At 66.4% G+C, this 19188-nt stretch carries 16 protein-coding genes; 4 read left to right on the top strand and 12 right to left on the bottom strand.

The window, feature by feature from the left end; all coding sequences use genetic code 11:
* Nucleotides 1-7: 7 nt before the first annotated feature.
* The 3 genes from HT136_RS12950 to HT136_RS12960 are packed head-to-tail and all read left to right on the top strand — an operon-like array spanning nt 8 to nt 3790.
* Entirely contained in the window at nt 8-1099 is a 1092-nt protein-coding gene (locus HT136_RS12950; protein ID WP_214200187.1) for an N-acetyltransferase DgcN family protein, read from the top strand.
* A gap of 13 nt (nt 1100-1112) precedes the next feature.
* Nucleotides 1113-2213, top strand: coding sequence for a YkvI family membrane protein (locus HT136_RS12955; RefSeq protein WP_214200188.1), 1101 nt, complete (start codon nt 1113-1115; stop codon nt 2211-2213).
* On the top strand, nt 2210-3790 hold the full coding sequence (locus HT136_RS12960; RefSeq protein WP_343222180.1) for a serine hydrolase: 1581 nt from the start codon (nt 2210-2212) through the stop codon (nt 3788-3790). The genes HT136_RS12955 and HT136_RS12960 overlap by 4 nt, the downstream gene beginning before the upstream one ends.
* Nucleotides 3791-3850: 60 nt before the next feature.
* Here HT136_RS12960 and HT136_RS12965 read toward each other — a convergent pair whose 3' ends face one another.
* The 12 genes from HT136_RS12965 to HT136_RS13020 form a co-directional block, all read right to left on the bottom strand.
* Entirely contained in the window at nt 3851-5122 is a 1272-nt protein-coding gene (locus tag HT136_RS12965) for a purple acid phosphatase family protein (RefSeq protein WP_214200189.1), read from the bottom strand.
* Nucleotides 5123-5140: 18 nt separating this feature from the next.
* Nucleotides 5141-8320 (bottom strand): TonB-dependent receptor, encoded by a 3180-nt coding sequence (locus HT136_RS12970; protein WP_214200190.1) that lies wholly within the window; start codon nt 8318-8320, stop codon nt 5141-5143.
* Between the two features lie 133 nt (nt 8321-8453).
* Nucleotides 8454-9512 (bottom strand): FecR family protein, encoded by a 1059-nt coding sequence (locus HT136_RS12975; protein WP_214200191.1) that lies wholly within the window; start codon nt 9510-9512, stop codon nt 8454-8456.
* Nucleotides 9500-10042 (bottom strand): RNA polymerase sigma factor, encoded by a 543-nt coding sequence (locus tag HT136_RS12980; RefSeq protein WP_214200192.1) that lies wholly within the window; start codon nt 10040-10042, stop codon nt 9500-9502. Before HT136_RS12980 ends, HT136_RS12975 begins: the two co-directional genes overlap by 13 nt.
* Nucleotides 10043-10176: 134 nt before the next feature.
* Nucleotides 10177-11025 carry a DUF3617 domain-containing protein gene (locus HT136_RS12985; RefSeq protein WP_214200193.1) on the bottom strand — a complete coding sequence of 283 codons (849 nt, stop codon included), beginning with the start codon at nt 11023-11025 and terminating at the stop codon, nt 10177-10179.
* 136 nt (nt 11026-11161) lie between these two features.
* Nucleotides 11162-12100 carry a metallophosphoesterase family protein gene (locus tag HT136_RS12990; protein WP_214200194.1) on the bottom strand — a complete coding sequence of 313 codons (939 nt, stop codon included), beginning with the start codon at nt 12098-12100 and terminating at the stop codon, nt 11162-11164.
* 82 nt (nt 12101-12182) lie between these two features.
* Nucleotides 12183-14675 (bottom strand): TonB-dependent receptor, encoded by a 2493-nt coding sequence (locus HT136_RS12995; RefSeq protein WP_214200195.1) that lies wholly within the window; start codon nt 14673-14675, stop codon nt 12183-12185.
* A gap of 80 nt (nt 14676-14755) precedes the next feature.
* Complete coding sequence (locus HT136_RS13000) at nt 14756-15754, bottom strand: FecR family protein (protein ID WP_214200196.1); 999 nt, start codon at nt 15752-15754, stop codon at nt 14756-14758.
* Nucleotides 15712-16284, bottom strand: coding sequence for an RNA polymerase sigma factor (locus tag HT136_RS13005; protein ID WP_214200197.1), 573 nt, complete (start codon nt 16282-16284; stop codon nt 15712-15714). The genes HT136_RS13000 and HT136_RS13005 overlap by 43 nt, the downstream gene beginning before the upstream one ends.
* Nucleotides 16285-16420: 136 nt before the next feature.
* The gene (locus HT136_RS13010) at nt 16421-17290 is read right to left on the bottom strand and encodes an aldo/keto reductase (RefSeq protein ID WP_214200198.1); all 870 of its coding nucleotides are present in this window, start codon (nt 17288-17290) and stop codon (nt 16421-16423) included.
* Between the two features lie 10 nt (nt 17291-17300).
* Entirely contained in the window at nt 17301-17558 is a 258-nt protein-coding gene (locus tag HT136_RS13015; protein WP_214200199.1) for a tautomerase family protein, read from the bottom strand.
* A 4-nt stretch (nt 17559-17562) separates the two neighbouring features.
* On the bottom strand, nt 17563-17973 hold the full coding sequence (locus HT136_RS13020; protein WP_214200200.1) for a (R)-mandelonitrile lyase: 411 nt from the start codon (nt 17971-17973) through the stop codon (nt 17563-17565).
* Nucleotides 17974-18193: 220 nt separating this feature from the next.
* On the opposite strand from HT136_RS13020, the gene HT136_RS13025 reads away from it, so the two are divergent.
* Nucleotides 18194-19102, top strand: coding sequence for a LysR family transcriptional regulator (locus HT136_RS13025; protein WP_214200201.1), 909 nt, complete (start codon nt 18194-18196; stop codon nt 19100-19102).
* The last annotated feature ends 86 nt before the right edge of the window (nt 19103-19188 follow it).

Raw genomic sequence — 19188 nt, forward strand, 5'->3', positions numbered from 1 at the left:
TTCGACAATGTCCGACCCTGCGTCCGACCCTGCGTCCGACCTGACGCCTGACACCGCGTCCAGCGCGGCTCCCGACGCGCCTCCGGGGCTCACGCATGTGCTTCCCGCGCCCTATCTCCTGTTCCTGGGCGACACCACCGTCGCGGGCTTTGCAAAGACCGCATTCGGCCTGCGCGACTGGGCGGGGGAGCGCTGCATCGGCGAATATGCCTTGCCCGAGGCGAGCGTCAGCACCGGCCTGCCGCGTCTCACGCCTCGGGAGGCGGCGCTGGGCGGGGCGCGCGCCATGGTGATCGGCGTCGCCAACCAGGGCGGGATCATTCCGCAGGGCTGGATGCCCGCCTTGCTCGAGGCGCTCGAAGCGGGGCTCGATCTCGTCGCCGGAATGCATGTCCGCCTGGCCGATATTCCGCGCTTGCGCGAGGCGGCGCAGCGCCATGGCCGCCGCTTGCACGACGTGCGCACGCCGCCGGCGGGCCTGCCGATCGCGAGCGGCCGCAAGCGCAGCGGGCGCCGTATCCTGACGGTGGGCACCGACTGCGCGCTGGGCAAGAAATATACCGCGCTCGCCATCGCACGGGGTCTTGCCGGACGGGGGCGCGATGCGTGCTTCCGGGCGAGCGGCCAGACCGGGATCATGATTGCGGGGGTGGGGCTGGCGCTCGACGCGGTCGTCGCCGACTTCGCCGCGGGAGCGGCCGAACTCATCAGCCCCGACGCTGCCCCCGACCACATCGACGTGATCGAGGGGCAGGGCTCGCTCTTCCACCCCGCCTACGCGCCGGTCTCGCTGGCACTGCTGCTGGGCAGTCAACCCGATCTCTTCGTGGTCTGCCACGAGCCGGGGCGCACCGCGATACTGGGCCATGCGCACTATCCGGTTCCCTCGATCGCGCAAGTGATCGAGCAGACCGTCCTGGCGGGCAAGCTCACCAATCCGGCGATCCGCTGCGCCGGGGTCAGCCTCAATACATCCGCCTTCACGAGCGAGGAGGCCGCCCGGATCCTGGCGGAAACGTCGCAGGCGCTGGGGCTTCCCGCCGCGGACCCGATGCGCGGTGGCCTTGCTTTCGAGCGCTTGCTCGACGCGTGCCAGTGATGGAGATGCAGGCGTGAGCCGGGCCACCGATCGCTTTCGCCGCTTCCTCCTGCCCGGCCTTGCCTTCAAGGCGGTCATCATCGGCGGCGGCTATGCGACCGGGCGCGAGATCGCCGAGTTCTTCCTGCCTTCGGGCCCCTGGGGCGGGTTGGCCGCGATGGCGCTGGCGACGGCGATCTGGTCGCTGGTGGCGGCCGCGACGTTCTGGTTTGCGCACGTTCTGGGCGCGCGGGACTACCGCCACTTCTTCGAGGCGCTGCTGGGCCGGGGCTGGGTCCTGTTCGAGCTGACCTACGCGGTGTTCATCGTGCTGATCCTGGCGGTGTTCGGCGCTGCGGCCGGGGCGATCGTGGCGGCCACGCTGGGGGTGCCGGTGCTTGTGGGCACGCTGGCGCTGATGGTCGCGATCATCGGCTGCGTGGCCTTCGGCAACCGGGGTGTCGAGCGCATGTTCGTGGGGGTCTCGATCCTGCTCTACGCCACCTATGCGCTGTTCGCGGCGCTGGCCCTGTCGCGGGTGGGGGACGGCATCGGCAAGGCCTTCCTCGCCGCTCCCGCCCCTTCGGGCGACTGGGCACGCGGCGGCGTGATCTATGCCGGGTACAACATCATCGGAGCCGTCATCGTCCTGCCGGTGACGCGCCATTTCCGCAAGGCGCGCGATGCCGTGGTGGCCGGCGCGCTGGCGGGGCCACTGGCGATGCTTCCCGCGCTGATCTTCTTTCTCGCGATGACCGCGTACCTGCCCGGCATCGCCGATGCAGTCCTGCCCTCCGACTACATGCTGAGCCGGATCGGCGTGCCGATCTTTCACGTCGTCTTCCAGGTCATGATCTTCGCCGCCTTGCTGGAGAGCGGCACCGGCGCGATCCACGCTGTCAACGAGCGCGTCGCGCGCACCGGCCTCGTGCTGGGGCCGTGGCGGCGCGCGGGGCTGGCGCTCGCCGTCCTGGCGCCCTGCATGCTGATCGCGGACCGGGTCGGGCTGGTGACCCTGATCGGCTCAGGATATTCCACGATCGCCTGGGTCATGATCGCCCTTTACGTCCTCCCGCTGCTGCTGGTCGTCCTCTTTCGACCTCGGCCAGCCTCTCTTTCGGAGACCACCACGTGACACGTCGTTTTGCCGCCGCGTGGGGCGCCGCGCTGCTTCTTGCCGCGCCGCCCGCACTTGCCGCCCCGCCGGCGAACCTCGACACGCGCATCGAGGAGATCCGCAAGGCGTCGGGCACGCCGGGAATGTCGGTGGCGATCGTCGAGAAGGGGGAAGTCGTCTTCGCCAAGGGGTTTGGCGTGCGCGCGCTGGGATCGCCCGAAAAGGTGGATGCCGATACCCTCTTCATGATCGGCTCCACCGGCAAGGCCTTCACCAGCGCCGCGCTGGCCAGGCTCGTCGATGCCGGCAAGCTGAACTGGGACGACAAGGTGATCGACCACTTGCCCGATTTCCGCATGTACGATGCGTGGGTCACGCGCGAGATGACCGTGCGCGACCTGCTGGTCCACCGCAGCGGGCTGGGTCTGGGGGCAGGGGACCTGCTGATGGTGCCGCGCGGCACGCTCTCGCGCCTGGAGATCGTCAAGCGGCTGCGCTTCCTCAAGCCCGCGACCAGCTTCCGTTCGGCCTATGCCTACGACAATATCCTCTACATCGTCGCGGGCGCGGTGATCGAGGCGGTCAGTGGCCAGAGCTATGAGGACTTCATGCGCGACGAGGTCTTCACCCCCGCCGGCATGCCCGATGCCACCGCCGACATGGCGATCCAGCTGTCGGCGCCCGACCGCGCCCGGCCCCATGCCCGCTATGGCGAGAAAGTGCGCGGCTCCGGGCCGATGAAGCGGCTCGACGAGCGCGACAGGCTCGGGCAGGCGGGGGCTCCGGCGGGCCTGCTGGCGGCCAGCGCCAACGACCTTGCCCGCTGGCTGCAGATCCAGCTCGCCCACGGCGCGCTGCCCGAGGGCACGGGGCGCCTGTTCAGCGAGGCGGCCGGCAAGGAGATGTGGGCGCCGGTAACCCCGATCCCGGTCGCCGCGATGCCCGAGCCCATCGCGGGCATCACGCCGGGTTACGATGCCTATGCGCTGGGATGGGAGGTGCGCGACTACAAGGGGGCCCGCCTCGTCTGGCACGCCGGGGGTCTGTTCGGTTTCACCAGCGTGGTCGTGATGCTGCCCGAGCGCGACGTGGGCTTTGCCATTACCGTCAACAGCGAGGAACCCGAGCCCCGCATGGGCCTGATGTACGAACTGATCGATCATTACATCGGCCGGCCAAGGCAGGACTGGCCACGCCGCTTCGGCGAATTCCGGCGTACCCGCATCGCCGAGGCTGAGGCGGCCGTGGCGCGCAAGAGCGCGGCGCCCGCGAAAGTCGGCCCCTCGCTGGCGCTTGGCCGCTATGCCGGCAGTTATGCCGATCCCTGGTACGGAACGCTCAAGGTGGTGCCTACGGGAGAAGGCCTGTCGGTCGATTTCACGACGACACCGGGCATGACCGGCAAGCTGCACCATTACCAATACGACACGTTCATCGCGACATTCGACGATGCGGGGATCGAACCGGCCTTCCTGACCTTCAACCTCGATGCGGATGGCCGTGTCGCGCAGATCACGGCCCGGCCGGTCTCGCCGATCGCTGATTTCAGTTTCGACTATCAGGACCTGCTCTTCACGCCGGCCGCCGCGCGGTGATTTCTTCAAGGCAGTGCGGGAGGCCGGGAGCTGCGTCAGGGCAGGTCCCGGCGCCATGGTTCAGGGCTTGCGAAGCGCAACTTCGTCGAGGAGCGCGCCGTTTGCGGAGTAGGCCCGGTAGCGCAGTTCCTCGGGGGCCACGTCGATGATCTGGTAGGCCTGCGTGCGTTCGGCCGTCTTGCGCGCCCAATCGAGCTTGCCGACCGGATACATCTTGGGGCCCGCGACCGAGACGACGTACGTCGCACCGGCGTCGTCGGCGGCGGGGCCCTGGGGGCCCACCGCACCTCGGGCATAGCCGTGATCGTGCCCCTGGAGCACCAGATCCACCTTGTACCTGTCGATCAGGGGCTTGAGGGCCGAGCGCACCTTGGGATTGTCGCGGTCGGGATCGCTGGAAAAGAGCGGGAAGTGCAGGAAGATGACGGTCCAGCGGTTGGGATTGTCCTTCAGGAGCTGTGCGAGCCAGGCGATGGTTTGCGCGCGCGCCTGGGCGTTGCGGTCGAGCTGGGGGGAGTCGATCGAGATCAGCCGCAGCCCCTGGTAGTCGGTGTACCAGTGCGTCTCGGTCGCCTCGGGAACGCCTGTGGGGCCATTTTCGGGAAGCGTGAACTGGTGGCGCCACTGGCCGGTCACCGAGGAGCCGGCGCGGGCAGCGCCGTCCTTGCCGTATTCGTGGTTCCCGGGCGTGGGCATCTGCGGGGTCTGGGCATAGAGAAAGCCCCCCGCCGCGAACCACTCGCCCCATTCCCGGTCGGAGTTGTGGTGGTTGATGAGATCGCCCGCATGGATCGTGAAGGCGACATCGCCCGCGGTGCGAAAGCCCATGCGCAGTGTGCGCGAGGCTTGCGAGAGCACCTGGTTCTGCATGTCGCCGAGATAGAGGAAGCGGAAGGGCCGGGCTTCCTGCGCGGCCGTGCGGAACTGGAACCACTCCGACCAGCGCGTGCCGTCGCCCACGCGATAGGCATAGACGGTGTCGGGGACGAGCCCTTTCAGGACCGCCGAATGGTAGGCGGCGTGAAATTCGGGATCTTCCTCGGTCGCGATCGTCGCGTCCTCGCTTTTCGCCTCGAGCCGCATCGGAGCCTGGACGAAATCGGGGCCGGGCGTCGCCACGGCGTATTCGACGATCCCGGCAAGGCCGGGCGCGGTGCGCCAGGTGACGGCCATTTCGTGCGCGGTGTCGGCGGTGAGATTGAGAATGATCCGTTCGGGGCTCGCGGTGGCGGGGGCCAGTTGCGGGGTCTGCTCCTGGGCCCGTGCCGCCGGGATGGCGGCACAGGTTCCGGCAAGCAGGGCGGCGAGCAGGGCGGTGGATAGCGTCTTCATCGTCGGTAAGTCCTGCCTTCAGAAAATGGCGTTGAAGCCGAGCGAGATCGAGCGCCCGTTCTTGATGTAGGCGCGGCTCGCCCCGTCGCCCGACGAGACCGTCTGCCAGTAGGTGTGGGAATCGAAGAGGTTCTGCACCTGGAGCTGGATCGACGAGGTCTCGAGGAAGGTCTTGCGAAAGGTCAGGTCGACGAAGCTATAGGCCTGTTCGTAGGGATCGTTGCCGAAGTCGTTGATGCCGGCGAGGAACCGCGACTGGTAGTTCCAGGCGCCGTAGATTTCCCAGCCCTTGTGCTGCCAGAACAGCTGGAGATTGGCGATCGTCTCGGGGGTTTCCATCAAGGGCAGGGTGTAGCCCTCGGGGTGCCAGGACAGACCGGTCACCGCCTTTGAGCGCTGCAAGGTAAGGTTGCCGCCGACACCCAGTGAGCCGAGCGCGCCGGGCAACCAGTGCAGGAGCTGCTGCGCGCTCACTTCCAGGCCGTAGACTTCGGCCCATTTGCCGTTGTTGGGCATGGTGATGGCGACGCCCTCGGGGTTGACGTTCGCGCCGGCGGTTCCGTCGCGGATGTTGCTGGACGAGGAGCGGAACAGGAAATTCTCGATGTGCTTGTAGAACAGCGCTAGCGAATAGGCCCCGGTGCGCCCGGCGTAGTGCTCGAGCGACATGTCGAGGTTGGTCGAACGCAGCGGCTTGAGATCGGGATTGCCCATCTCGATGCCGGTCAGGATCCATTCGCTGGTGTCGTTCTCGAGGCCGTCGCCGTCGGGATCGCGGTCGTAGCTGTACTCGCGCGCCGAACTCATGCGCGCGATGTCGGGGCGGGCGAAGCTGGTCCAGACCGCACCGCGCAGCTTGGTGCGTGTGTCGAGATCGTAGTTGACGTGGATCGAGGGCAGGACGTTGGTGAAGCTGCTGCGGTCGGTTGTGTAGCGCTCGCCCTGAACCGGATCGATGTTCCAGGCCTCGATGGTGTTGCGGGTGTGCTCCACGCGCAGGCCGCCGATCACCTGGGCAGCGCCAAAGCGCGCGGTCGCCATGGCGTAGCCGGAAAGCACGCGCTCGTCGAACCGGAAGCTGTCCTCGTCCGACAGTTGTGCGTTCGCCGGGTCGACCGCAAAGCCGTCGAACAGGCTGCTTTCCCCGCATTCCGCACGCTGCAGTTCGGCGAGCATGGCTTCGTTGTCGATCGTCGTGCCAAGCTGGTAGAGGCCCGAGTAGGCGCCGCCGAACAGGCTGGTGACGGTATCGCCGAAGAGCGCCGAGAAGTCGGCCATCGTCCCGTCGGCATCGAGGTCGAGGAATTCACCCTCATAAGTGCGGCGGCGCGAATTGTAGAACTTGGCGCCGGTCTTGACCGCTTCGAGCCAGCTGTCTTGCGGGCGCCAGGTCAGGTTGAACTGCGCTTGCCACAGCTTTTCGCGGCTGTTGCCGACCTCGCCCGAGAGGCCGCTGAAGGCGTATTGCGCCGGGTCCTGCACCGCCTCCATCGCGGCGTCGGTCAGGAGCCACTTGGGGAAGCGGGAATCGCCCGAGGAGGAGAACAGGACCCCGGTGTTGCCCAGCCAGCCGTACTTGTCGCTGCGGAACTCCAGTTCGTAGCCGTCGTCGAGCTTGTCCTCGGATTGCGAATAGGAGACGTCGTAGTCGATCGTGACGGTTCCCAGGCGCGAGACGCCGCCGACATTGGCCGAAGCCAGGTTGCCCGATTCGTTGCTCGCTTCCCAGAAGCGGCGCAGGCGGAAGCCTTGCGGGTCCCAGGTGCCCGATCCGCCGTAGAGGCTGTAGAACGACTTGGTCTTGCGGTCGGCGTCGGTGATGATCCCGTCGCCGTCCTGGTCGACGATCTGATCGGTCGAATACCCGTAGATGCGGCCGAGATCATCGTCGTAGCCCACGACGGTATCGTCGGGCTGGGTCAGGCTGGCGTCGTTGCTGTCCACCTGGACCAGACGCGTCGAATTCTTGCCGGTGTCGTTGCGGAAGTTCAGCCGGTTGAGAAATTCCGTCTTGCGGTACTTGTTGTACTGCCCGCGCACGTGGAGGTCATGGTTGTCCGAGCGGTAGTCGATGCTCGAATTGACGCCCCAGCGCTCGACCTCGGTTTCGCCGAAACCCAGGTCCATGCCCCGCAGCACGAAGCGGTTGGGATCCCAGCCCAGCGTCTCGCTGTCCTCGTACCAGGTGTCGGGCTGGTTGTCGCCATCGACGCCGTTCTGCTCGAACTGCGACTTGCGTCGGCTCCAGCTGCCCGAGACGAAGACGCCGAAGCTGTCGGAGAACTGGCGCGAGGCCGCCGCCGAGATCTGCGCCGATTTGCGGTGGTCGAACTTGTCGAGCATCCCGCCTTCGGCCGAGAGGCGCAGGTACTTGGGCGTCTGGTCGAAGGCGGTCGGCGTGGAAATGTCGACCGAACCGCCCAGCGCATCGCCGTCGCGGTCGGGGGTCAGCGTCTTGTAGACGGTGATCTCCTTGATCCCGTCGGGCGGCAGCACCGACAAACGCACGCCGCGGTAGAACACGTCGTCGCGCGAGCCCGCGCCGCCCAGCCTCACCCCGTTGATCGAGTAGTTGTTCAGTTCGGTCGAAAGGCCGCGTACGGTGATGCGGTCACCTTCGCCGGTGGTGGCGCTGCGCACCGCGTTCACGCCCGGCATGCGCGCCAGCGCTTCGGAAACGTTGTTGGCGGGCAGCTTGCCCATGTCGTCGGCGCTGATCGTGTCGGAAACAACGTCGCTCTTGCGCTTCTTTTCGAGCGATTCCTGCACCGCTTCGAAGTAGCCGGTCACGACGATTTCGCTCGGTTCGGGGGCAAGCGCCGCGCCCTGGGCGGTTGCTACCGGCGCTCGAGCGGTCTTGGCGACCGGGCTTTGCGTGACGATGATAGCCGAACCCTGGCGGCGCGTTTCGACCCCGGCACCGGCAATCAGGCGCGTGAGCGCCTCCTCGCGGCTCATGCGTCCCGACACGCCAGGGCTGAGCCGGCCCCGCAAGACATCGGCGGGCGCCGCGATCTGGAGCCCGGTAACACGCGAGAACTGCCGCAACGCTCCGGAGAGGCCCTGTGCCGGAATGGCGAAATCGTACGTCTGCGCCTGTGCCGCGTGGGACGATGCAGGTGCCAATGGCGCCGAAAGGCAGGCAAGCGCAAGAGCCAGCGCCGAAGTATCGGCGCCCGGCGAAAATCTACCAAACATGAAATATGCCCCTAATCGATTGAACGATGTTCGGGAGCTAAGACGGGCCTTAATCGAAAAACCCGACACTATTTTTTCTAATTATTTTAATGACATAAATATAAAATTTTGCGACGGTCGTTTGACGCTGGTCTCAACGTGCCAGCACGATCGCACCGCCTTTGCGGTAGTGCCGCAAGCCCTGGCTCGCACATATGACGTCGATGGCGTCCTGCGTCGAGGACAAGCGCAATCGGCCGCTTATGCGCAATTCGCCCAATTCGGGATGCGCCAGCATTACGGGTACCGGGGAGGTGCGATTGATCCGTTCCAGGAGCTGGGCCAGCGGCGTGTCCTGGGCATCGAACCAACCCTGCATCCAGTCCGGCCCCTGGCCTTCAATCCCCGTGAGGCGCTTCGCCAGTTGGCCCGACACGAACAGTCCACTGCCAGCGGGCAAGGTCCAGGAATTGCCCGCGTGGCCGACCCGGACCCGTCCGCGATAGACGCGCACCTGTTGCGCATCGTCGTCCAGCAATTCGACATCGAAGGCGGTGCCGAGAACCTGGACCCGCGTTTCTCCTGCCGAGACTGCGAAGGTGCGCGTGCGTTCGTGGGCGACGTCGAAGAAGGCAAGGCCGCGGGCCATCGTGACATGGCGCGACCAGGGCGTGATCCGGACATGAAGACGCGTGGCCCCGCCGAGCCGGATGCGCGTTCCGTCCTGCAGCGCGACGAGGCGGGACTGGCCGATGCGCGTCGCGTAGTCGACGTCCTCGAAGAAGTGGTCGTGCAAGGCAGGATAGGCCAGCATGAGGACAAGGGCTGCGGCCAGGCCGGCGACAGCCCGGGCCCAGGTCTTGGGCCGAAATGTCAGGTTCGCCAGGCGCCCGGGCCGAGGCGGGCGCGCGGCGCGCGGGGTCTGTTCGCGATCGGTGCTTTCGGGCTGATCCTGCGTCTCGGAGCGGGCCGGGGGCTCGGCTCCCTCGTTGTCGTTGCGCGCCATGCAGGTGGCCAAGGCCCGGGTCAGCGCGCCTGCTTCCCACAGCGCCGACATGTGCGCGAAGGCATCGACGTGGCGGGGGTCGGCCTCGATCCAGCGATCGAAGCGCGCGGCCGTCTCGGTGTCGTGCACGTGGCCGTGGATCCACTCGACCCAGCCGGCAGCCTGCTGTTCGATTTCGGCTTTGCCCTGGGCCATCATCCGTTCCATCCCGTCAGGTCGATGCCTTCGCGGTTCATCGCGCGGCGCAAGTCGCAAAGGGCTCGGGTGATGTGCTTCTCCACGGCCTTGCTGCTCAAGGTCAGGTCCTCGCCGATCTTGCGGCAACTTTCATGATGGACACGGCGGCGCAGGAGGACCTCGCGCCGCAGGTGCGGCATGCGGCTGAGGCAGCGCTGGAAGACGTCGAAGGCCCTTTGGGAATCGAGAATGCGATCCAGCGACGGGGCGTCGCAGACGAAGTCCTCGTCGGGCGGCGGGGCCTTGCGGGTTTCCAGGCGGACATGATCGACCAGCAGGTTGCTGGCGATGCGGAAGGCAAGCGCGTAGACGCTGCTGATCGCCTGCGATCGCGCGACCACGAGAATGCGCGCGAGGGTTTCCTGTGCAATGTCTTCGGCGAGGTCAGGGCTGAGCCTGCGGGCCAGCAGGTAGCGGAGCAGCGCGCGCTGCGTGGCCTCCCAGTCGACCGGAGCAATCGCGCGTTCTTCCTGTCCATGCGTGTCGCAAAGTTGCTCCATGCCCACTCCTCGACTTGGCGAGGCCGGGCACATAATTGCCGATCATGACAATCGTATGGAGGATTTTCCGGCCCGCTTGAACGCGCAAGCGGCCAGAGTGCACTTGCGCGATGACGGCGCGAGGCTTGCCGACTTCAGTCGGCGCCGCATAGGCCCAGCCGACGGCCGCTGAGCTCGGACGTCGTCGTCGCGAATTTCCCCCTGCCGCCGCCGCCGATGAATTTCTTCACGCGCGATATCTCGAGGCTCTCGTCGTCCAACGCGCCCGTCAGCTTGCCATGGAATGTCGCCCCCGAGGGGAGCGTGCAACTCAGTGTGCCGGTGAGCGATTTGCCACTCCGGCGCACTTTCCAGGCGCGGCAGGCGTGCGGAACGGGATCGTTGGCCCAATAGCGCCGGAATTCGAGGGCCCGCGCAAGCGCCTTCTCGCGATCACCGTCGGACACGCACGCCTGCCAGTGATCGGCAAGGGGTGGTGCGTTCCGATCGGTGCTCGATACGTGGATCGTCAGCTCGGTGAAATCCCATAGGCCGGAGGAGAGCTCGGCCCGTTTTGCGCTTACGACGATTTCAAGCGCGGGAGATGGGGATGGCGTGGTCACCGGTCCGGGTGGTGCCATCGCGCCCGCGGGCGGGGCCTCTTGCCAAGGTGCAGGGCCTGCCGGTTCGGGTGTCCCGCCTTGGGCGAGTGCGTGGATGCGGCCGTTGAGGCATGCCTTGGCGCGCTTGGTCCCCGTCTGACCTTCCCTCAGGCATTGGGCGAGCAAGACGCATATCATGCGATCGGCGGCGGGGGAGCCTGTCGACTGGCGGGGGGCGCACTGCACCAGCCAATTGCCGCGCACTGCGTACTCCACCTCAATGAGCTGCATGCGCCTGGCCATGACCACGATCTCGGGATCGCCACCTTGCGGCGGATCGGCAAGGGCGTGAACGCCCAGCAGCGCCCCGGAAACGAAAAGGCCAAGAAGACAGGTCGCCACCTTTGCCCGGCCATGAACCACGCCGCTCTCCTCTCGGTCGGTTGGTCGCAATGGCCATCCTGACCGATCGAACGACAAATGTCCAAATCGCAGGAGGCAAACCGAAAGGCCTGGGGATCAGCTCTCGGATGGGCCCTCAGATGGGAACGTCCCGGCGGTCGGGTACATCGAAGCCATATGTGCGGTACGTGGCGGTCACGGATTGTCCGTCGACGTCGATCTCGCAATAGCCCTCGGGCGTTCCCAGGAACGTGCCGCGCCAGTCGGCCCCGGCCACCGCGCCCGTCGTAATGAAATGCAGGCCATTGAGGCTGATCTGCTCGAAGACGTGGCTGTGCCCTTGCAGCACGGCGATCACGTTGTGCCCCCGCAGGATCCGGAGCACTTCGCGGCAATTGACCACGAAAGTCCAGTTGTGCGGTGTATCCAGCCACGACACCGGCTCGTAACAGCCCAGCGCGGTTACCAGCGGGATGTGCGTGACGACGATCACGCGCCGGCCTTGTGGCAAGGCGGCGAGATCGGCGGCGAGCCATTCGAGCTGGGCCTCGTCGACGCGGCCTTCATAGTTGCGATCGTCGGTGAGGCCGATCGAATCCAGCACCACGAAATGCACGCCCTTGTGGTCGAAGGCGTAGTAGCGGGGGCCGAAGCGCTCGGTGTAGAACGCCTTGCCGTAGCCCGGCTCCTCGGGCGCGATCCCGCTCTCGGGGAAGACGCCGAGGCAATCGTGGTTGCCGATCACGTGGTGGACCTTCTTGCGAAGGTGGGCGCGCTCGGTGCGCTGGTAGAGGTCCATCAGCATCGTGGCGCGCGCACGGGTTCCTTCCAGCGCGTCCTCGACGTGGTCACCGCCGTGGATCACGAATTCGCAGTCGCTGTCCGAAATCTGCTCGAAGCATAGTGCGCAGGCCCGGTCCGCATCGCCTTCGGGGCGGATGTGGGTGTCGCTGAGGAACGCGAAGCGAAAGGCCTGGGCACTGATGTCCGAACGGGCCCGGGCGAGCGCCGGACCGGTGGCGAGCGAAAGCCCGGGCGCGACGAGGGCGGCCTGGAGGAGATGGCGACGGTGCATGGCAGGAGAGCCTCTTCGGGAACGCAAAAGGGCCTGCGGTCCGATGCCCGGCAGGATCGGACCGCAGGCGGGGAGGGGGAGGTCAGAAATGCAGGCGCACGGTGCCGAAGACCTGGCGCGGCGCGGCAGGCTGAAGCGTCGTATAGGTTCCTTCCGGATCCGAGGTCACGAAGCCCGCGGTGCCGGTCGAGGCGATGTAGCGCTTGTCGAAGACGTTGTTGACGTTGAGTTGCACCTCGATGCCGCCTGCAAAGCGGTAACCGGCCGAGGCGTTGACGTTGACCGCGCCGGGCAGGACTGCATCGTTGAGATAGCTGTAGTAGCGCTTGCTGCGGTAATGCGCGGAGACTTGTCCCCACAGCTGGCCATCGTCGTAGTCGAATTCGAGGTTGCCGACATTCTTGGGCGAGGCCACGACCTGCTTGCCCTTGGTCGCGACGACGTCGCCGCCCAGCGGCTGCACGTCATCGTCGTAAGTCGCGTCGTTGTAGGCCCAGCTGCCATAGACCGACCAGTTCGGCGCGAACTTCCAGCTGGCGGCGGCCTCGAGCCCGCGCGAGGTCACGCTGCCCACGTTCTGGAGAACGTTCTGGTTGCCCACGATCGTCGCGCTGATCGAGGAGGCCAGCAGGCGATTGGTGAACTTGACGTAGTAGCCGGTGAGCGAGAGCTGGAGGGCGGCATCGTGGTAGCGGTAGCCGGCCTCGAAGGTGTTGGTCATCTCGGGCTTCAGGTCGCTGCGGATGTAGTCGAAGCCGGCCTGCGAACTGCTCGAGAACGGCCCGCTCGAGGCCGAGGCGACGAAGGCGGCCATGTTGCGGGTATAGTCGGCGAAGAACTCGCTCGAACCGTCAAGATCATAGAGCAGGCCGGCGGTAGGCAGAAACCAGTTCTCGGCCTTGATCGAACCGTCGATCGGCTTGGAACTGGTGATGGTTTCGCCCGAATTCTTCGAGACGACGCCCTTGACGCCGGCGTTGACGCGCAGACGGTCGGTGGCCTGCCAGGTGTCGCCGATGTCCAGCTGCAGCGTGTCGGTGGTGAAGATGTAGTGCCAGTTGGTCTGGAAGGGGTCGGTGTAGAACTGCTGGATGTCCTTGGGCGTCACGCCTTCTTCGAGGCCGTAGAGATAGGACCCCTGCTCGAAGACATTGTGCTCGTACCAGACGCCGCCCGCGAGGGTGTGGTTGCCCGCCGTGAACGAGAGGCGCGAGATGACGCCCTTGCGGTTCACGTCATAGCGCAGCGCCGAAACCGAAACGGGCGATCCGCCATAGGCTTCGGGCGTGGGATCGTAAGGGTCGGCCCAGGTTCCGATGCCGTGATCGAGATGGATATAGCCGGTGGTCGAGCCCGACAGCCGCGCGCCGATGTCGTAGTCGAGCCGCTCGTAGGCCAGCAGGTCGCGCCGCACGCCGCCGCCGTTGTAGACGGCATCATCCGCGTTGACGTAAGGCGCGGGCACCGCGGTGCCATTCTGCACCGCGCGCGCCAGTTCTTCGGCGAGTGCGAAAGTCGGGACGTTGTCGAAGTTCCAGCCATACTGCTTGATCTTCGCCAGCGAGAGGTCGTTGTAGTCGTCCTCGCGGCGGTCGATCAGGTCGAGAAAGGTGGTCGAGGTCACGCTGTCACCCAGCGGCTGCACGTACTTGGCGTTGATCTGGTCCTGGACCTGTTCGCCCCATCCGCGCCACTTGCCCTGCCGATCGTGGGCATAGGCCAGCATGAGGCGGCCGCCCCAGGGAAGCTCGCCCGAATTCACGCGCACGAAGCTGTGCCAGGAATTCTCGCTGCCATAGCTCTGGGCAAGATCGATGCCGAAGTCGCGGGTCGCCTCGATCGAGGTGAAGTCGATCGTGCCGCCGATGTTGCTGGTGGAGGCGGTGCCGAGCGCGCCGCTGCCCTGCGACAACGTTGCTCCCCCGTTGTTCTCGCTCAGCAGCGCGCGGTTGATCGAAAGGCCGTTGTTGTTGCGGTACTGCATGTTGCCGAGCGGCACGCCATCGAGCGTATAGCCCATCTGGTCGGTGACGAAGCCGCGGATCGAGACCTGGGTGGCGGCTTCGTAAGTACCGTTGGCGTCGGAGGAATCGAAGTTCACCCCCGGCAGCCGGTTGAGCGAGCGTAGCGGCGAGGCACCCGCCGTGCTCTTGCTCATGGCCTTGGGGGCAACTGTCTGGACTTGGCGCGAATTGCCATAGCCCAGCACGACGATTTCCTCCTGCGGTTCGGCGGCGGCGAGCGGGGCCTTGTCCGGCGAGGGCGAGGGAGGGGCGGCCTTGAGCGAGACGAGCGTGGCGCTTTCGCTGGCGATGTCCAGCCCTTGTCCGGCGATCAGGCGGCGCAGGGCCTCGCTGCGGGTGTAGCGTCCGCGCAAGGCCGCGACGCGGCGGCCCTCCACGGCGTCGTAGGGAAAGGAAACGTGCACCCCGGCCTGACGGGCAAAGGCGTTGAGCGCATCCGCGGTGTCGGACGCCTTGATGTCGAATGCGATTTCACGCGACCTGTCCTGCGCGTGGGCAGCCGTCGGCAACACGGCCGCCAGCATGGCGGTCGTCGTCAGGTACTTGAACATGGAAAGAACCCCACAAAGTGCAATTGTCGGGGTAGGGATGGATGACGCGGCCGAAACCGCTACTCGCCGCGCGAAAAAAATCAGGCGCGGGTCAAGACGATCCCGCCGGCGGCGTCGCGGTGGGTGCGAATGGCGAAGGACGTGCGCAGGGCCTCGAGGAATTCCTCCGGGTTCGCGGTGGCGAATGTCCCGCCAATGCGCAGGCGCGAGAGGCCGGGGTCGCCGATCACGATCTTGTGCTCGAGATAGCGGTTCATTTCCGAGAGCGCGTAGTCGAGGCTTTCCCCGGTGAGGATCAGCGTGCCGTTGCGCCACGCGGTGACCCGGTCAAGCTCGTCGGCATCCTTGCGCAGGCTCGCCTTACCGGCGGTCGCGAGCGCGGTCACGCCGGGGGGCAGCGCGCGGCCTTGCGCGCCGAACCGGCCACTTCCCGCAAGGACCGTCAGCTCGCAGCTCGCGTTGCGTATCCGCGCGTTGTAGTAACCGGGTGCGAGCTGGAACGTGCCGCTCTGGGTGATGAGCGAAAGGCGGTGTGCGCTGGCCAGATGGATGGCAACTTCCCCGCGCTCGAGCCAGAGGCGAAGCGGCTCGCCCTCCTTCCAGTAGATCCGGCTGTCGGTGTTGAGGTCGATCGCCATCGCCGATCCACAGGCGACCTTTCCGCTTTCGCCCACGCCCGTGCTGGCGCTGTCGCGCGCGGCGGCGCGATAGGTCACGCCGGCCCCGCCCAGCGCCACGGCGCCAAGCGCGAGCCCGGTCCGCAGGAACCGGCGCCGGCTGTTACGGGTGGTCGGCGAGAATTCGGGGCCGTCATCCGTACCTGCCTCGGGCGCTGGCGCGGCAAGACCCGAGAGGCCCAAGGGCGCAGGGGCAGCCCCATCCGGCAGGTGCCGCAGTTCGCCAAGATCGCTCCAGGTTCCCGCCACTTGCGCGAATGCGGCGGCATGGCGCGCATCGGCCTCGCGCCACGCCTCGAAGGCGCGCACGTCCGCCGTGCCGGCATCGAGGCCAGCAAGCCACTTCGCGGCGACTTCGATCAGGTCGACGCGCGGCGTGTCGGGACGGGAATTTTCGGGCACGTTACCTCCGGACGTGCACTATCGTCACGCCGAGCCCGCGTTACAAGGGCAAGGCCCTTGGCGATATGCTTTTCGACCGTGGAAAGCGAGATCGAGAGTGCCTCGGCGATCTGGACCGGAGACATTCCCTGGATCTTGCGCATGTGCAGCACCCGTCCGCATTGCGGGGGCAGTTGCTCGATCAGCAGCAGGAGCTGGCGCAGCTCGGAGCGGTCCGAGGAGACCGTGAAGGCATCGGGAGAGGGGTCCACCAAGTCCAGCACCTCGAGCGAGGCGAGATAATCGATGCGCACCACGTTGGCGCGGCGCAGCCGTTCCAGCGCGAGGTTGCGCACGATCGTGAGAACGAAGCCACGCGGAGACTGGATCGATCGGAAATCGTTCGAATCGAGCACCCGCGCATAGGCCTCCTGGACGAGATCATCGGCCTCGTCGCGGCCGCAGAAGCGAGCAGCCCTGGCCCGGTACGCCGAGGCATGGGGCAGGACTTCGGATAGAAACCACCGGTCGATGTCGCGTAGCCAGCTCAAGGCGCACTCCTGATCGCTCGGGGTCGCCTAGGCTTTCATTCTTACAACTTAGGGACATCGATCGCGGCGCGCCCAGTTCGCGGCGTGGACGCGGTGGCAGGAGCGGCGCGATGCCGCCCCCTACCGCCGGCTGCAACTAGGCGCTGCGCGCGTTGTCGCCGTAGACGGGAAAGACGCTGGCCTCGCCGTAATCGGCGATCGGGACCACGCCGCGCAGTGTTTCCATGTCCGCGGCCGCGATGGTGAAGTCCACTTGCGCATTGCTGCGCATGTGCGCGGGATTGGCGGTCTTGGGCAGGGGCAGCATGCCGAGCTGCAGGCAATAGCGGATGGCAAGCTGGGCCACGCTCACGCCATAGGAGGCCGCCATCGTGACGAGCCCCTCGTCGCGCAGGATCTCACCATGGCCAAAGGGCGAATAGGCTTCGACCAGGATGCCGCGGTCCTGGATGTCGCGGATCAGCTCGAACGGCGTGTTGCCGACATGGGCGAGGATCTGGTTGACTGCGGGGCGCACCGAGCCGTTCTCGAGGATATTGTCGATATCGACCGTCTCGAAATTCGACACGCCGATCGCGCGCAGCTTGCCGGCGGCAAGCGCTTCCTCGAGCGCGCGCCACGCCAGCCGATTGCCTTCGAAGTAGTGCTCGCCCTTGCGGAACTCGTTCCAGGGCTGCGGACTGTGGATGATCATCATGTCGATCGTGTCCAGGCCCAGCGCCTGCAGCGAACTGTCGATGGAGCGGCGCGCCGCGTCGAGGGTCTTGATTTCGGCGGCCAGCTTGGTGGTGACGAACAGTTCCTCGCGCGCGAGGCCGCAAGTGCGAATGCCTTCGCCCACACCGCGCTCGTTGCCGTAAGCCTGCGCGGTGTCGAAATGGCGGTAGCCGATGGCGGAGGCGTCGCGCACCGCCTGCGCGGCGTCCTTGTCCTCGATGAACCAGGTTCCGAGGCCAAGGCTGGGGATGGTGACCCCGTTGTTGAGGGTATAGGTTTCGTTCAGCATGGATTGTTTCTCAGTTTTCTCCGGGGGCACTTGGGGCGGGGCCGGGGCCGTAACCGGGCTGTTTGGCGAGGCTGGACCACTTCGCGGCGATGTCCGCCGCATAGACCCGGGTCATCCATTCGCCGGACGGGACCTCCTCGATGCCGATGGACACCGAGTCCGGCCCATAGCCGAGGATGTCGGCCGCGCTGGCGGCGATGGCGTCGGTCAGCCGGCGCTTCTGGCTATCGGATTTACCCGGCCAGACCTTGACGATGACATGGGGCATGCCCTCAGTCCTTTGCGAGGGGCGCGAGATATTCCGCGTCGGTGACTTTCTCCATCCAGGTGACGTTCGTGCCCTCGCGCATCTCCTGCAGCGCGATATGGGTCATGCCCTCATGGGGCGTCGCACCGTGCCAGTGCTTGGTGTCGGCCGGGCACCACAGGATGTCGCCTTCGTGGAACTCGTACTTTCCACCGCCCTCGATCTGCGTCCAGCCCACGCCCTGGGTCACGATCAGCGTCTGGCCCATGGGGTGCGCGTGCCAAGCGGTGCGCGCGCCAGGCTCGAAGTGGACGATCGCGCCGGTCAGGCGCGAGGGCTCGTCACGCGTGAACTGGCCGGTGATGGTGGCCTTGCCGGTGAAGTACGCCTCGGGCCCCTCGACGGTGACGAGGTCCTCTTTGCGGGTGATATTCATATCGTGTGCTCCTTTGTCCACCGGGGCGGCGCCGATCGCGAACGTGGCCGCCGACGCCAGGGCGACAAGTTTGATGGCGAGGTCCATGGAACGGCTCCCGGTCGGGCATCCCGTGCGGGTGCCTTGTGAGCTTCAATCTAGTGCGATCGGACGTGCGCGATTAGATGCCTCGCCGGCAATGAACTGATGAACTGTGCTCATCGATATGCTAGGGTAAGACATGCAAATCAGCCGCGCAGACCTGGCCGACTTCGTCTATTTCATGGCCATTTCCCGGCATCGCAGCTTTCGCCGGGCGGCGCTGGAATTGGGCGTGACACCCTCGGCGCTGAGCCATGCCATGACCGCCCTCGAAACGCGGCGCGGCGTGCGATTGTTGAACAGAACCACGCGCAGCGTGACGCTCACCGCAGCGGGCGAGGACCTGCACGCGATGATCGAGGGACCGCTGGAGCGGATCACGCAAGCCTCCGCGACGCTCGACCGGTTTCGCGATGCACCTGCGGGCCGGGTGCGGATCAACCTGCTGGAGGATGCCGTGCCGCTTCTCCTCGATCCGGTGATGCCCCGCTTCGTCGACCGTTATCCCGAGGTCACCATCGACATCAGCGTCAGCAACCGCATGGTCGATGTGATCGCCGAAGGTTTCGATGCCGGTATCCGCTACGGGGGCACAGTGCCCGAAGACATGGTGGCCCGGCGACTGTCGCCGGAAATCCGCTGGATGGCCGCCGCTGCCCCCGCCTACCTGGAGCGGTTTGGTACACCCTCGCACCCGCTCGACCTCCAGGACCATCGCTGCATTGGCATCCGGCTCGGCAACGACCATCTCTACAAGTGGGAGTTCGAGCGTGACGGGCAATCGATAGAGGTCGCAACCCCCGGTCCCCTGACGGTGAACGAAAGCCATGCTGCGCTCGGCTTTGGCCGGGCGGGGGTGGGCATCATCTACGGGGCCGAGCCGATCCTGCGCGCGGATCTCGCCAGCGGCGCACTGGTACCCGTCCTGCCGGAGTGGACTTCGATGGGCGAAGGTTTCCACGTCTACTACCCCGGTCGTCGCCAAGTGCCGACCGCCTTGCGGTTGCTGATCGACCTGATCCGGGAAGTGCGGCCGCTCGGCTTGTAGGCACGTTCCACCCGAACAAGCGGGATGGATCTCATTGGGGACCTGATAGTGCCGGGTCTCGCGAGGCTTGGGCAGGCGGGTTTCGA

Origin of the sequence: Novosphingobium profundi, from assembly GCF_018491765.1 — a bacterium.
In the GTDB taxonomy this organism is placed as follows: domain Bacteria; phylum Pseudomonadota; class Alphaproteobacteria; order Sphingomonadales; family Sphingomonadaceae; genus Novosphingobium; species Novosphingobium profundi.

Excerpts from the sequence above, each read along its gene's own strand:
- HT136_RS13020 (WP_214200200.1), bottom strand. The coding sequence starts at position 17,973 with ATGAATATCACCCGCAAAGAGGACCTCGTCACCGTCGAGGGGCCCGAG.
- HT136_RS13015 (WP_214200199.1), bottom strand. The coding sequence starts at position 17,558 with ATGCCCCATGTCATCGTCAAGGTCTGGCCGGGTAAATCCGATAGCCAG.
- HT136_RS12990 (WP_214200194.1), bottom strand. The coding sequence starts at position 12,100 with ATGCACCGTCGCCATCTCCTCCAGGCCGCCCTCGTCGCGCCCGGGCTT.
- HT136_RS12995 (WP_214200195.1), bottom strand. The coding sequence starts at position 14,675 with ATGTTCAAGTACCTGACGACGACCGCCATGCTGGCGGCCGTGTTGCCG.
- HT136_RS12975 (WP_214200191.1), bottom strand. The coding sequence starts at position 9,512 with ATGGAACGGATGATGGCCCAGGGCAAAGCCGAAATCGAACAGCAGGCT.
- HT136_RS12950 (WP_214200187.1), top strand. The coding sequence starts at position 8 with ATGTCCGACCCTGCGTCCGACCCTGCGTCCGACCTGACGCCTGACACC.
- HT136_RS12970 (WP_214200190.1), bottom strand. The coding sequence starts at position 8,320 with ATGTTTGGTAGATTTTCGCCGGGCGCCGATACTTCGGCGCTGGCTCTT.
- HT136_RS13010 (WP_214200198.1), bottom strand. The coding sequence starts at position 17,290 with ATGCTGAACGAAACCTATACCCTCAACAACGGGGTCACCATCCCCAGC.
- HT136_RS13025 (WP_214200201.1), top strand. The coding sequence starts at position 18,194 with ATGCAAATCAGCCGCGCAGACCTGGCCGACTTCGTCTATTTCATGGCC.
- HT136_RS12980 (WP_214200192.1), bottom strand. The coding sequence starts at position 10,042 with ATGGAGCAACTTTGCGACACGCATGGACAGGAAGAACGCGCGATTGCT.
- HT136_RS12965 (WP_214200189.1), bottom strand. The coding sequence starts at position 5,122 with ATGAAGACGCTATCCACCGCCCTGCTCGCCGCCCTGCTTGCCGGAACC.